Origin of the sequence: Streptomyces sp. NBC_01433 (genome assembly GCF_026340105.1) — a bacterium.
In the GTDB taxonomy this organism is placed as follows: domain Bacteria; phylum Actinomycetota; class Actinomycetes; order Streptomycetales; family Streptomycetaceae; genus Streptomyces.
The window spans coordinates 785,359-797,909 of the sequence record NZ_JAPEPM010000001.1; the positions used below are offsets into that span (position 1 = coordinate 785,359).

The 12,551-nt window shown below is 71.2% G+C and carries 14 protein-coding genes; 8 read left to right on the plus strand and 6 right to left on the minus strand.

Going from position 1 to position 12,551, the window contains the following annotated elements; genetic code table 11:
• The first annotated feature begins 31 nt into the window (after positions 1–31).
• Positions 32–157 (plus strand): hypothetical protein, encoded by a 126-nt coding sequence (locus tag OG413_RS03360; protein WP_266802917.1) that lies wholly within the window; start codon positions 32–34, stop codon positions 155–157.
• A gap of 206 nt (positions 158–363) precedes the next feature.
• On the opposite strand, the gene OG413_RS03365 is transcribed toward OG413_RS03360, so the two are convergent.
• The 4 genes from OG413_RS03365 to OG413_RS03380 all read right to left on the minus strand — a co-directional run bounded on the left by OG413_RS03365 (position 364) and on the right by OG413_RS03380 (position 4,318).
• A complete protein-coding gene (locus tag OG413_RS03365) occupies positions 364–1,032 on the minus strand; it encodes a DUF6304 family protein (protein ID WP_073717894.1) in 669 nt (222 codons plus the stop codon).
• A 54-nt stretch (positions 1,033–1,086) separates the two neighbouring features.
• Positions 1,087–1,686: an N-acetyltransferase gene (locus tag OG413_RS03370; protein ID WP_266802918.1), complete on the minus strand. Its 600-nt coding sequence runs from the start codon at positions 1,684–1,686 to the stop codon at positions 1,087–1,089.
• A gap of 87 nt (positions 1,687–1,773) precedes the next feature.
• Positions 1,774–2,817, minus strand: a complete 1,044-nt coding sequence (locus tag OG413_RS03375; protein WP_266809860.1) for a family 2 encapsulin nanocompartment cargo protein polyprenyl transferase — start codon at positions 2,815–2,817, stop codon at positions 1,774–1,776.
• Positions 2,818–2,911: 94 nt separating this feature from the next.
• Positions 2,912–4,318, minus strand: a complete 1,407-nt coding sequence (locus tag OG413_RS03380; protein ID WP_266802919.1) for a family 2B encapsulin nanocompartment shell protein — start codon at positions 4,316–4,318, stop codon at positions 2,912–2,914.
• A gap of 178 nt (positions 4,319–4,496) precedes the next feature.
• On the opposite strand from OG413_RS03380, the gene OG413_RS03385 reads away from it, so the two are divergent.
• The 3 genes from OG413_RS03385 to OG413_RS03395 all read left to right on the plus strand — a co-directional run bounded on the left by OG413_RS03385 (position 4,497) and on the right by OG413_RS03395 (position 7,277).
• Complete coding sequence (locus tag OG413_RS03385) at positions 4,497–4,943, plus strand: Rrf2 family transcriptional regulator (RefSeq protein ID WP_266802920.1); 447 nt, start codon at positions 4,497–4,499, stop codon at positions 4,941–4,943.
• Between the two features lie 148 nt (positions 4,944–5,091).
• A complete protein-coding gene (locus OG413_RS03390) occupies positions 5,092–6,288 on the plus strand; it encodes a globin domain-containing protein (protein ID WP_266802921.1) in 1,197 nt (398 codons plus the stop codon).
• Between the two features lie 74 nt (positions 6,289–6,362).
• Entirely contained in the window at positions 6,363–7,277 is a 915-nt protein-coding gene (locus OG413_RS03395; RefSeq protein ID WP_266802922.1) for a 1-aminocyclopropane-1-carboxylate deaminase/D-cysteine desulfhydrase, read from the plus strand.
• Here the strand turns inward: OG413_RS03395 and OG413_RS03400 are convergent.
• The gene (locus OG413_RS03400) at positions 7,253–8,854 is read right to left on the minus strand and encodes a Na+/H+ antiporter (protein ID WP_266802923.1); all 1,602 of its coding nucleotides are present in this window, start codon (positions 8,852–8,854) and stop codon (positions 7,253–7,255) included. The genes OG413_RS03395 and OG413_RS03400 overlap by 25 nt on opposite strands.
• Positions 8,855–8,889: 35 nt before the next feature.
• Here OG413_RS03400 and OG413_RS03405 point away from each other — a divergent pair, with 35 nt between their 5' ends.
• The 3 genes from OG413_RS03405 (at position 8,890) to OG413_RS03415 (ending at position 10,746) form a co-directional block, all read left to right on the plus strand.
• Positions 8,890–9,150, plus strand: coding sequence for a UBP-type zinc finger domain-containing protein (locus tag OG413_RS03405; protein WP_266802924.1), 261 nt, complete (start codon positions 8,890–8,892; stop codon positions 9,148–9,150).
• Positions 9,151–9,382: 232 nt separating this feature from the next.
• On the plus strand, positions 9,383–9,796 hold the full coding sequence (locus OG413_RS03410) for an anti-sigma regulatory factor (RefSeq protein WP_073718917.1): 414 nt from the start codon (positions 9,383–9,385) through the stop codon (positions 9,794–9,796).
• 23 nt (positions 9,797–9,819) lie between these two features.
• Entirely contained in the window at positions 9,820–10,746 is a 927-nt protein-coding gene (locus OG413_RS03415; protein ID WP_266802925.1) for an RNA polymerase sigma factor SigF, read from the plus strand.
• 66 nt (positions 10,747–10,812) lie between these two features.
• Here the strand turns inward: OG413_RS03415 and OG413_RS03420 are convergent, their stop codons facing one another.
• Positions 10,813–11,265, minus strand: a complete 453-nt coding sequence (locus tag OG413_RS03420) for a hypothetical protein (protein ID WP_266802926.1) — start codon at positions 11,263–11,265, stop codon at positions 10,813–10,815.
• Between the two features lie 158 nt (positions 11,266–11,423).
• On the opposite strand from OG413_RS03420, the gene OG413_RS03425 reads away from it, so the two are divergent.
• Positions 11,424–12,392: a diacylglycerol kinase family protein gene (locus OG413_RS03425; RefSeq protein WP_266802927.1), complete on the plus strand. Its 969-nt coding sequence runs from the start codon at positions 11,424–11,426 to the stop codon at positions 12,390–12,392.
• The last annotated feature ends 159 nt before the right edge of the window (positions 12,393–12,551 follow it).

The following is a 12,551-nucleotide window of genomic DNA, read 5'->3' on the forward strand; positions in this document are numbered from 1 at the left end:
ATCTCTCTGCACGCATGGAGAAATGCGCAACATGTTCAAGATTTCAACGATCATCCCCGTGGTGTGTGCCATTCTGGGTACCACCCTCGTCGCCCTGATCTGCCTGCCCTCGATGACCGCACCGAAGGGCGTCACGAATACGACGACCGTGAGCTGATCCCCCCACGACGGCGACAGTCACGCCGGTGCGCCGATAAAGGCGCCCGGCAGCGAAACACACCGAAGCGGATCTGAGCCGCAAAAAGGCGCGCCCCGTACCGGAATGTGCAATTCCAGTACGGGGCGTGACGGTCGGGCGCATACGGGGCGTGATGGACGCGTGCGTACGGGGCGTGACGGCCGCGTACGTACGGAGCGTGACGGTCAGGCGAGTTCCAGCGGGAACGCGCCCCGGTGGCCGGTGCCGGCGCCTTCGGCCGGGCGCGCCTCGAACTCGCGGCAGCTCCAGATCTCCTGCACGAACCCGCTCCGCCGGTCCCACAGATCCAGGACGTCGTCCTCGCCCGCCGCCCCCCGGTACGCGTCCTTCGCGCCGCGGAAGCAGGCGAGAGCGCCGGAGAGGCCCCGGCCGGGGGCCGGGAAGTAGTCGGAGAAGGCGCAGGCGATACACGTCTGCACCTGGGTACCGGACGGCAGGATGCGCTGGATCGTGGCCATCGCGGCGGCGAAGTCGCGTTCGGCGCGGGCCGATTCGTAGACCGCGCCGTCCAGATGCAGGGCGAGGTAGAGGTCCGGATCGCTGCGCCGCAGCGACAGCAGACAGCTGAGCGTGGCCTGGCGGACCGTGCCCGCGGAGCGGACCGGAAGCGGGAGGTCCCACTCCAGTACACAGTCGGTGAGCGCGCCGTCCGCCAGGGCGAACATGCCGCTTTCGGGCGGTATCCCGCCCACCGGAACAAGGTCGTCGAAGCTCTCGCCCTCGAAGTCGACCCCCCTGATCCGGATCCGGAGTTGCTGTCCGTCCGTGGTGAGAACGACGGCATCGGAACCCTCGCGGTCCCGGTACCAGCCTGCCCACGACTCATCTGTCATGAGCAGGGACTGTAGCCCGTGCCCGACGCGGTCCCCGTGCCGCCCTCCACCTGCTCATCGGCCCTTCGCCGGTTCGCGCCACATGGGCCACATCGACGGTCCGTCGGGCAGCTCGACGGCGCGGCCCAGGAAGGTGAAGCCGAGCCGCTCGTAGAGGCCGCGGCTGCGGGCGCTGCTCGCCTCCAGATAGGCCGGGACGCCCTCGCGGTCGCATCGCTCCAGGACCCCTTCGATCAGCGCCGCCCCGATGCCCTCCCCCTGGCGTCCGGGGGAGACACCGACCATGAGCAGATACTCGTGGGCCCGGTCGTGCGGATGGACGGCACCGGTCAGCCTGCCCACCAGTTCGCACCGTTCGTTGCCGGGGTCCGCGGTCCGCCGCATCAGCGCGGGGGTGGGGTCCTCCTCCTCGGGCGCCCCGGCCGGCACCGTGAGCCACAGGGCCACGGCGGTGCCGTCCGCCAGCAGGTCGATATGACCTTCGGCGAGGGCGACGTCGACGAAGACACCGAGGAACTTCCCGTGCACCGCGCGCCGGTGCGGCTCCTCGGGGAAGACCCAGCCGCTGACCGGGTCGTGGTGGAACGCCTCTTCCAGGACCGATACGACCAGGTCCCTGTCCCGCGCGTCCGCCCGCCGTGTCCGTACACCCATGACCGGCTCCCGCCCCTTCTTCCGCACGACCTCAACCGACAGGTGGAATCCTAGAGTTGGGGCCGGGAGCAGGCCACAGGTGGTTGGTCAGCGGGTCCGGCGCGTGACGAATTCGGCCAGGGCCAGCAGGTCGCCCGCCGCGGCCGGCTCGGGCACCGCCCGGGACAGATGGTGCACCGCGCGGGCCATCCGGTCCGCCGCGCAGACCTGTGCCCAGTCCCGGCCACCGGCCCGATCGACGGCGTCGGCGGCCCGCCTCACCTCGCCGGGCGTGTTCATGGCGCCCCGGTAGAGCACGGCCAGATCGGCGGCGGCGGGGGTGCCCGAGGTGAGCGCGGCCACCACCGGCAGGGACTTCTTGTGGGCGGCCAGATCCGCCCCGACCGGCTTGCCCGTGTGCTCCGGATCCCCCCAGATGCCGATCAGATCGTCGATGAGCTGGAACGAGAGTCCCGCCTCACGTCCGAAGCCGTCCATCGCGCCGACGGCCCGGTCTCCGGCCCCGGCGTACAGGGCGCCGAGCGCGCACGCGCAGCCGAGCAGGGCGCCGGTCTTGGCGGTCGCCATCGCGAGGCACTCGTCCAGCGAGACCTCGTCGGGGCCGCGCTCCTCGAAGGCGCAGTCGGCCTGCTGCCCCGCGCACAGCTCGATCACGCAGGCCGAGAGCCGCGCGGAGGCGCGGGCGGAGGCCGGGTGCGGGTCCTCGGCCAGCAGCCGCTGGGCGAGGGCGAGCAGGGCGTCGCCCGCGATGACGGCGTCCGGGATGCCGAAGACCGCCCAGGCCGTGGGCCGGTGCCGACGGGTGGTGTCCTCGTCGATGACGTCGTCGTGGAGCAGCGTGAAGTTGTGCGCCAGCTCCACGGCGACGGCGGCGCGGACGGCCCGCTCCGGGTCACCGCCCAGGGCTCGCGCGGCGGCCAGTACGAGCGCGGGCCTGATGGCCTTGCCCGCCTGGCCCGCGGCCGGGCTGCCGTCCGCGTTCGCCCAGCCGAAGTGGTACATCGCGACGCGGCGGATCCCGCCGGGCAGCGACTCGACGGCCGCGCGCAGTCGTGGGTCGACGATGCCGCGGGTGCGTTCCAGCAGCGCGGCGGCCTCGTGCCCCTCCGTCGCTGCGTCCGTACTCGTCATGGTCACGGGTCTCTCCCCTGGGTGGTGCGGTGGGTACGGGCGGGGCGGTGGGCCCGGACGGCACTGACCGGCCGGACCCACCGGGGGAAAGGGGTCAGTGCCAGCGGCTCACCTCGACGTTCTCCAGTACGCCGAGGGCGTCCGGGACCAGGACGGCGGCGGAGTAGTAGGCGGTCACGAGGTAGGAGATGATCGCCTGCTCGTCGATGCCCATGAAGCGGACCGACAGGCTCGGCTCGATCTCGTCCGGGATGCCGCTCTGCTGGAGCCCGATGACGCCCTGGTCGGCCTCGCCGGTCCTCATGCAGATGATCGACGTGGTGCGGGCGTCGGTGACCGGGATCTTGTTGGACGGGAAGATCGGCACCCCGCGCCAGGCCGGCACCCGGTGGCCGCCGATGTCCACGCTCTCCGGCAGCAGACCGCGCCTGTTGCATTCGCGGCCGAAGGCGGCGATGGCCTTCGGGTGGGCGAGGAACAGCTTCGATCCCCGCCTGCGCGACAGCAGTTCGTCCATGTCGTCGGGGCTGGGCACCCCGTCGTGCGGCTGGATCCGCTGCCCGTAGTCGCAGTTCTTGAGCAGTCCGAACTCGCGGTTGTTGATCAGCTCGTGCTCCTGGCGCTCGCGCAGCGCCTCGACCGTGAGCCGCAGCTGCTGCTCGGTCTGGTTCATCGGCTGGTTGTAGAGATCGGCGACCCGGCTGTGCACCTTCAGCACGGTCTGGGCCACGCTCAGTTCGTACTCGCGCGGCGCCGCGTCGTAGTCGACGAAGGTGTGCGGGACGACCGGCTCGCCCACATGGCCCGCGGAGAGGTCGATGGCCGCCTCGCCGTACGTGTTGGTCCGCTGTCGCGGGATGGAGAGCTGACGGGCGAGATGGGCCCGGAGCGAGTCGGATTGGGCCGCGAGGTTGTGCACGTCCGAACGGCGCAGCGTCAGGAGCGTGCAGGGGGTGACGGCGCGGGCGGTGAACTCCCAAGTGGCGTCACCGTCGGTCAGGCTCCGGTCGCCGAAGTACGCGCCGTCGGCGAGGACGCCGAGCACCGTCTCGTCCCCGTACGGCCCGGCGCCGATCTTCTCCACCTTGCCGTGCGCCAGCAGGAAGACCCGGTCCGCCGCGTCCCCCGAGGCGGCGAGCACCTCCCCCGCGGCCACGTCCCGCTGTTCGCACCTGCGCGCCAGTTCGGCGAGGACCTCCTCGTCGCCGAACTCCCGCAGGGGCGGCATCTCCCCGAGCTCGGCGGGGATGACGGCGACCTGGTCGCCGGTCTGCACGAAGGTCACCCGGCCGTCGCCGACCGCATAGCTGAGCCGACGGTTCACCCGGTACGTACCGCCCTGTACCTGCACCCACGGCAGCATGCGCAGCAGCCACCGCGAGGTGATCTCCTGCATCTGCGGCGCGGACTTGGTGGTCGTCGCGAGGTTCCGCGCAGCCGCCGTGCCCAGACTCTGCTGCGGCGGGGCCTGCGTGTCGCGAACCTCTTCACCAACGGACATCTGACGTCCTTTCGATCATGGGCTGACCTGCGTGCAGAAGCCTTTCAGCACGGTGAGTTGCTTCGCCATTACACAAACGAGTGTGACTAACCGGGCCCCGGACGGGGCACGTTGCTCAGCGTCGCCCGGCGTACTCCTTAATTTGCATCACCCATGCCACTTATCTAGCCTGAGCGCCATGCGGCTGACGAGATTCACCGATGTGGCACTGCGCGTGCTCATGCGACTGGCCGTCGCGCAGGACGAGGATCCGCCGACCACCCGGGAGGTGGCGGCCACCATGCGCGTGCCGTACACCCACACCGCCAAGGTCGTCGCCCGCCTCCAGCACCTCGGCCTGGTCGACGCGCGCCGCGGCCGCGGCGGCGGGCTCACCCTCACCTCGGCCGGCCACCGCGCCTCGGTCGGCACGCTCGTACGGGAACTGGAGGGCGCGGACGAGGTGGTCGAGTGCGAGGGCGACACCCCGTGCCCACTGCGCTCCGGCTGCCGCCTGCGCGGTGCGCTGCGCCGGGCGCAGGAAGCGTTCTACGCCACGCTCGACCCGATCACCGTCACCGAACTCGTCTCCTCCCCCACCGGGCCGCTGCTGATCGGCATCAGCACGGGCCCCGCACCGGACTGACCCACCGGCCGACCACACCCCGAGCACCGGCACCCCGAGCCGGGCCCCGCCCGGCACGCCCCGGCTCACCCCGACTCACACTCAAAAATACGCATCCCACATACCAATTAATTACGCCGCCCTCCGCCTCACCCCGAGGAGTCCACCGATGCTCTCCGAGACCTCGACCACCACCGTCCGTGCCACCCTCCCCACCGTCGGCGCGGCCATCGGGGACATCGCGGACCTCTTCTACCGCAAGCTCTTCGCCGCTCACCCCGAGCTGCTCCGCGACCTCTTCAACCGCGGCAACCAGGCGTCCGGCGCCCAGCGACAGGCCCTCGCCGGTTCCCTCGCCGCGTTTGCGACCCAGCTGGTCGAGCACCCGGACACCCGCCCCGACGTGATGCTGAGCCGCATCGCCCACAAGCACGCCTCGCTCGGGGTGACCGCCGAGCAGTACGAGGTGGTGCACACCCACCTGTTCGCCGCCATCGCCGACGTACTGGGCGACGCCGCCACCCCGGAGGTCGCCGCCGCCTGGGACGAGGTCTACTGGCTGATGGCGGGCGCGCTGATCGCCGTCGAGGAACGCCTGTACGCGCGGCAGGGCGTCGTCGCCGGTGACGTCTGGCGCACGTGGGAGGTGGCCGACCGGATCGAGGAGACCGAGGACGTCGCCACCTTCCGGCTGCGCCCGGCGGACGGGGCGCCCGCAGCCGCCTTCCGGCCCGGCCAGTACGTCTCCGTACAGGTGGAACTGCCCGACGGAGCCCGGCAGATACGCCAGTACAGCCTTTCCCGCGCGCCGGGGTCGCCGCCGCGCTCGATCACCGTCAAGCGGGTGCGGGGCGAAAGGTCCCCGGACGGCGAGGTGTCCCGTCACCTGCACACCCGCACCCGGACCGGCGACCGGCTGCGCGTCTCCGTCCCCTACGGGGACCTGGTCCTCGACCACACGGACGCCCCGCTGCTGCTCGCCTCCGCGGGCATCGGCTGCACCCCGATGCTGTCGATGCTGGAGCACCTGGTGGACACCGGCCACCGCTCCCCGGTCACCGTCGTACACGGCGACCGCTCGCCCGCCGCGCACGCCCTGCGCACCGACCACGCGCTGTTCACCGGCAGACTCCCGGGCGCCGAAGCGCACTTCTGGTACGAGAACCCGGAGCCCGGCCACCCCGCCGAGCGCACCGGCCAGGTCGATCTGACCGGCCTCACCGTACTGTCCGGAACGCACGCCTACCTCTGCGGACCGCTCCCCTTCATGCGTGCCGTCCGCGGCCAGTTGCTGGCCAAGGGGGTCCGGGCGGCCGACATCCACTACGAGGTGTTCGGACCGGACCTCTGGCTCGCCGCCGGCTGACGCGGCGCCCCCGCACGCCCGCCGGAAACGCCCGCCCGCCAGGGACCACGGGGCGGCCCCGTGACAATGGACGCATGCACCACGACGCGCACGGCGCCGCCGGGCCGGGGCCCGCCCTCCCCTCGCCGCTGCGGCCCGCCGAGGACGAGCGCTTCCGGCGGCACGGCGTGAGCCTGCTGCTCAAGCGCGACGACCTGATCCACCCCGACCTGCCGGGCAACAAATGGCGCAAGCTCTCCCTCAACCTGACGGCCGCCGCCGGCCGGACCGTGCTGACCTTCGGCGGCGCCTACTCCAACCATCTGCGGGCCACCGCCGCCGCCGGGCGGCTCCTCGGTTTCCCCACGGTCGGTGTCGTCCGCGGCGACGAGCTGGCGCACCGCCCGCTCAACCCCTCACTCGCCCGGTGCGCGGCCGACGGCATGCGTCTGCACTTCATGGACCGCTCGACGTATCGCGCGAAGACCGATCCTGACGTCCTGGACGGGCTGCTGAGGCTCTTCGGGGAGGTGGAGGTCATCCCGGAGGGCGGCAGCAACGCGCTGGCCGCACAGGGCTGCACAGAGCTTGGGCGCGAGTTGCGCGGGCACACCGATGTGGCGGCCGTGGCCTGCGGGACCGGCGGCACCCTGGCGGGCCTCGCCGCGGGCCTTGCCCCCGGCCAGCGCGCCCTGGGCATCCCGGTCCTGCGCGGCGGCTTCCTGGGCGACGCGGTGGCCCGGCTGCAGCGCGAGGCGTTCGGCGGCCCGGCCGGACAGTGGTCCCTGGACGAGCGCTTCCACTTCGGCGGCTACGCCCGTACGCCCCCGGAGCTGCACGCCTTCGCCGAGGATTTCGAGGACCGGCACGGGCTGCCCGTCGAGCGGATGTACGTCGCCAAACTGCTGTACGCGCTGACGGCGCTCACCGGGGCGGGCGCCTTCGCTCCGGGAACGACGGTGACCGCCGTGGTGACGGGCACCCCCTACGAGTCGTCCGTCTCCCGGTAGGCCGCCGCTTCCTCCAGGTCGAGGCGCCGCAGCAGGGTCCGCAGCATCTCGTCGTCGATCCGCCGCTCGTCCCGCAGCTGTACGAAGACCTCGCGCTCGGCCTCGATCATTTCCCGGGCGAGGCGCCGGTAGGTGTCGTCCGCCGACTCCCCGGTGACCGGGTTGGCCGCGCCGAGCCGCTCCCACACGGCGTTGCGGCGCCGTTCCAGGACGGTGCGCAGCCGGTCGGCGAGGGGCGGCGGCAGGCTGTTGCGGCCGTCGTCCAGCAGTTCCTCCAGGCGCTGCTCCGCGGCCGTGGACGCCTCGCTCTGCGCCTGCGCCTCGGCCAGCGTCTCCGCCTGGAGGTCGCGCCCCGGGAGCTTCAGCACCCGTACCAGGAGCGGCAGGGTGAGGCCCTGGATCACCAGCGTGCCGATGACCGTGGTGAAGGTCAGGAACAGCACCAGGTTCCGGGCCGGGAAGTCCTGCCCGTCGTGCATGACCATCGGGATGGAGAACGCGATGGCGAGCGAGACGACCCCGCGCATCCCGGCCCACCCGACGATCAACGGCGCGGTCCAGTCGGTCCCGGGCTCGCGTTCCCGGATGCGCCGGGAGAGCCACCGGGGCAGATAGGTGGCCGGATAGACCCAGACGAAGCGCACCACGACGACCGCGAGGAACACCGCCACCGCGTAGCCGAGCGCCTCCCCGACCCCGTACGCGCCGAGCCCCGTCAGTACGAAGGGCAGCTGGAGCCCGATGAGGGCGAACACCGCGGACTCCAGGACGAAGGCGACCATCTTCCAGACCGCCGCCTCCTGGAGCCGGGTCGCGAAGTCGACCTGCCAGGAGCGGTGCCCCAGGTAGAGCGCGACGACGACCACGGCGAGGACACCGGAGGCCTGCACCCGTTCGGCCGCCGCGTACGCCACGAACGGGATCAGGAGGGACAGCGTGTTCTGGAGGAGTGCTTCCTTGAGGTGGGTGCGCAGCCAGTGCAGCGGCACCATCAGCACCAGGCCCACGCCCACCCCGCCGACCGCCGCCAGCAGGAACTCACCGATCCCGGCGCCCCAGCTCATCCCCTCGCCGACCGCCGCGGCCAGCGCCACCTTGTAGGCGGTGATCGCGGTGGCGTCGTTCACCAGGGACTCGCCCTGAAGGATCGTGGTGACCCGGGCGGGCAGCCCGACGCGGCGGGCGATGGCGGCGGCCGTCACCGCGTCCGGCGGGGCGATCACCGCCCCGAGGACCAGCGCCGCGGTCAGCGGCAGGTCGGGCACCATCAGATAGGCCAGCCAGCCCACCGCGAACGTCGCGAAGAGCACGTACCCCACGGAGAGCAGGGCGACCGGCCTCGCGTTGGCCCGCAGATCGAGGTACGAGCTGTCGACCGCCGCCGTGTAGAGCAGCGGCGGCAGCAGCAGCGGGAGCACGATGTGCGCGTCCAGGGTGTACGACGGCACCCCCGGCAGATACGCGGCGATCAGCCCCGCGGTGACCAGCAGCAGCGGGGCGGGCACGGGCGTCCGGCGCGCCGCCCCCGCGACCGCCGCACTGGCCGCGACCAGGGCCACCAGCGGCAATGCGTCCATCTCACGGTCCTCACATCCGTCGTAACCTGGCAATCATGAGTGAGTGCACGCATGTTCTCGAACTGCCGCGCCCCGAGCCCGCCCCGCTCAGCGACACCTGCCTCGAATGCCTGGCGGCGGGCAGCCATCCCGTGCAGCTGCGCCTGTGCCTGGCCTGCGGGCATGTCGGCTGCTGCGACTCGTCGCCCCTGAGGCACGCCGCCGCGCATTTCAAGGAGTCCGGTCACCCTGTGATGCGAAGCTTCGAACAGGGCGAGAGCTGGCGATGGTGCTTCGAGGACGGTTCGATCGTCTGACGTCTGGGTACGTCAATCCGGCGCCGGTTCTTCGCAATTGGACGCTGCAGACCTCTAGCCACTGTGCGTACTCATGTGCTTACCATGAGTGACGAGTAGGGGATGGGGTCCTGGCGACACGGCATCATGGTTCGCGATAGCGTCGCCGAGCCAAGAACCGACGACGGACCGCATGGCTCCGGGCCACTTCTCCCGGAACCTCGAAAGAGTTTGTGCCACCTTGGAGGTGAGGGTGTCCCAGATCGCAGGCGAGCCCGGGAATCAGGACTTCGTAGAGGTCCGGCTGCCCGCTGCGGGTGCCTACCTGTCGGTGCTGCGAACGGCCACGGCCGGTCTCGCAGCGCGTTTGGACTTCACTCTCGACGAGATCGAGGATCTTCGCATCGCGGTCGACGAGGCCTGCGCGATCCTGCTTCAGCAGGCCGTGCCGGGTTCCGTCCTCAGCTGCGTGTTCCGTCTCGTCGACGACTCTCTTGAGGTGACGGTGTCGGCCCCCACGACGGACGGCCGCGCGCCCGAGCGTGACACCTTCGCCTGGACGGTGCTCTCCGCACTGGCCGGAAAGGTCGACTCCACGGTCGCCGAAGACCGTACGGTCAGCATCAGCCTCTACAAGCAACGCGGCGCGGGCCCCGGGCCGGCGTGAGCGACGGGAACGGGGACGGTCCTGTGCGGGACGAGACGATCCGACCCGGGGTGGTGCGCCCAGCAGGCATCCCGGAGCAACAGGCCCGGCCGCATCCGGTGGACGGAGCGGACGGGCCCGAGAACCGTACGGTCGCGGTGGAGCAGTCGCAGGCAGAGCGGGCGGTCCAGATGAGCGAGCACGCGCACCACGATCCACACGACCGCAGCGGGGCGCGGGCCCTGTTCATCGAGCTGCGGGAGCTGCCCGACGGCTCGGCCGAGAAGGCGGAGCTGCGCAACCGGCTGGTCCGGATGCATCTGCCGCTCGTGGAGCATCTGGCCCGCCGCTTCCGCAACCGGGGCGAGCCGCTGGACGACCTGACCCAGGTCGCCACGATCGGGCTCATCAAGTCGGTCGACCGGTTCGACCCGGACCGTGGCGTGGAGTTCTCGACGTACGCGACTCCCACCGTCGTCGGCGAGATCAAGCGCCACTTCCGCGACAAGGGCTGGGCGGTGCGGGTGCCGCGCCGCCTCCAGGAGCTGCGGCTCTCGCTGACCACGGCGACCGCGGAGCTCTCCCAGCAGCACGGCCGCTCACCGACCGTGCACGAGCTGGCGGAGCGCCTGGGCATCTCCGAGGAAGAGGTCCTGGAGGGCCTGGAATCGGCCAATGCCTACAGCACCCTGTCGCTGGACGTCCCGGACACGGACGACGAGTCGCCCGCGGTCGCGGACACCCTGGGCTCCGAGGACGAGGCGCTGGAGGGCGTCGAGTACCGGGAGTCGCTGAAGCCGCTGCTGGAGGACCTGCCGCCGCGCGAGAAGCGCATTCTGCTGCTGCGCTTCTTCGGGAACATGACCCAGTCGCAGATCGCGCAGGAGGTCGGCATCTCGCAGATGCACGTCTCGCGGCTGCTGGCCCGCACGCTCGCCCAGCTGCGCGAGCGCCTGCTCGTGGAGGAGTAGGGCCACAGCGCGGGCCGCACGGATCAGGCCGCCGAAGCGGTCGCGGTCGCGGCCCGTGGTGGTGGGTCAGGCGTCGGGGGTCGTACGCGGCCCCCGGCGGATGCCCAACTCCCGGCTGGTCGCCGGGTTCAGCACGAGCACGAGGCCGGTCACGGCGACCGCGGCCAGGACGATCCCGGTGGGGATCAGCGCACCCTGGGCCCGCAGCAGCGTCCAGGCCACCGGCAGCGCCATGAGCTGCGTGATGAGCGCGGGCCCCCGGCTCCAGGCGCGCCGCAGCAGCAGCCCGCGGGCGGCGAACAGCGGAATCAGGCCGAGCGCGATGAGGGTGACCCCGCCCGTCTCCGCCTGCTGGGGGCTCTCGGGCCTGCCGAGCACCCCCATGACCAGCATGTAGATCCCGCCGATGACGAGCGCCGCCCCTTCGAGGGCGTTGAGTCCGGCGAGGACGGCGATCCTGCCCGGCTTCGCCCCGGTGGCCGGAGGGGGCGAAGAGGGCGTGTTCTGCTGAGTGCTCACGCCTCTCAGGTTGGCATCCCCGGGCGGTGAAAGCGAAGCCGGGGTACGGGGCGGCGGGTCCGGCGGCCGAAACCCAGGCCGTTCACAGCGCGTGACGAAGGCGAACGCAGCGGATCCGGGCTACGGAGCGGTACCACCCGGTAGGTAGTCTGGCGGGCATGCGCGCACTCCTCGTGGTCAACCCAGCTGCTACCACCACCAGTGCGCGGACCCGTGACGTGCTCATTCACGCGCTGGCGAGCGAGATGAAGCTGGAAGCGGTGACCACCGAGTACCGCGGGCACGCCCAGGACCTCGGGCGCCTGGCCGCGGACAGCGACGACATCGATCTGGTGGTCGCCCTGGGCGGCGACGGGACGGTCAACGAGGTCGTGAACGGGCTGCTGCACAAGGGCCCCGACGTGGACAGCCTGCCGAAGCTCGCGGTGGTTCCCGGCGGCTCCACCAATGTCTTCGCGCGCGCCCTGGGGCTGCCCAACGACGCCGTGGAGGCGACCGGCGCGATTCTGGACGCACTGGAGCAGCGGAGCGAGCGCACGGTCGGCCTGGGGCTGGCGGCCGGCACCCCGGGCACGGCGGACGAATCCGTTCCGGAACGCTGGTTCACTTTCTGTGCCGGGCTCGGCTTCGACGCGGGAGTCATCGGCCGGGTCGAACAGCAGCGCGAGCGGGGCAAGCGCTCCACCCATGCGCTGTACGTACGCCAGGTGCTGCGGCAGTTCGTCGAGGAGCCGCACCGGCGGCACGGGATGATCACGCTGGACGTTCCCGGCCAGGACCCGGTCACCGACCTCGCGCTGTCCATAATCTGCAACACCGCCCCCTGGACCTACCTGGGCAATCGCCCGATATACGCGTCCCCGAAGGCGTCCTTCGACACGGCCCTGGACATCCTCGGCCTGAAGCGCCTTTCCACTCCCGCGGTGACCCGCTACGCCACTCAGCTGCTCACTTCGAGCCCCGAGAAGGGTCCACACGGGAAGCACGCGGTTTCACTTCATGACCTCACGGACTTCACCTTGCATTCAAAGGCTCCACTGCCCTTCCAGATGGACGGCGACCACCTGGGACTGCGTACGAGCGTGACGTTCACAGGCGTACGCCGTGCACTGCGTGTGATTGTGTGAGTGGAAGGGCCTAAAGTCCTTTAACTCGAACGTTTGGGCTGTCCCCCACCCCTTAGAAGTACGGCTGTGACCTAGCCGACACCGAGGAATCAAAAAAAACTTTCCAGAAGGGGTTGTATCCGTCGCCGAGGTTTGCGAATCTCTACATGGCGATCGGGA

What these genes read in the sequence shown, in the direction of transcription:
- OG413_RS03375 (WP_266809860.1), bottom strand. Translation starts at nt 2,817, where the DNA reads ATGACGAGTACGGACGCAGCGACGGAGGGGCACGAGGCCGCCGCGCTG.
- OG413_RS03365 (WP_073717894.1), bottom strand. Translation starts at nt 1,032, where the DNA reads ATGACAGATGAGTCGTGGGCAGGCTGGTACCGGGACCGCGAGGGTTCC.
- OG413_RS03385 (WP_266802920.1), top strand. Translation starts at nt 4,497, where the DNA reads ATGCGGCTGACGAGATTCACCGATGTGGCACTGCGCGTGCTCATGCGA.
- OG413_RS03405 (WP_266802924.1), top strand. Translation starts at nt 8,890, where the DNA reads ATGAGTGAGTGCACGCATGTTCTCGAACTGCCGCGCCCCGAGCCCGCC.
- OG413_RS03360 (WP_266802917.1), top strand. Translation starts at nt 32, where the DNA reads ATGTTCAAGATTTCAACGATCATCCCCGTGGTGTGTGCCATTCTGGGT.
- OG413_RS03370 (WP_266802918.1), bottom strand. Translation starts at nt 1,686, where the DNA reads ATGGGTGTACGGACACGGCGGGCGGACGCGCGGGACAGGGACCTGGTC.
- OG413_RS03400 (WP_266802923.1), bottom strand. Translation starts at nt 8,854, where the DNA reads ATGGACGCATTGCCGCTGGTGGCCCTGGTCGCGGCCAGTGCGGCGGTC.
- OG413_RS03390 (WP_266802921.1), top strand. Translation starts at nt 5,092, where the DNA reads ATGCTCTCCGAGACCTCGACCACCACCGTCCGTGCCACCCTCCCCACC.
- OG413_RS03380 (WP_266802919.1), bottom strand. Translation starts at nt 4,318, where the DNA reads ATGTCCGTTGGTGAAGAGGTTCGCGACACGCAGGCCCCGCCGCAGCAG.
- OG413_RS03425 (WP_266802927.1), top strand. Translation starts at nt 11,424, where the DNA reads ATGCGCGCACTCCTCGTGGTCAACCCAGCTGCTACCACCACCAGTGCG.
- OG413_RS03395 (WP_266802922.1), top strand. Translation starts at nt 6,363, where the DNA reads ATGCACCACGACGCGCACGGCGCCGCCGGGCCGGGGCCCGCCCTCCCC.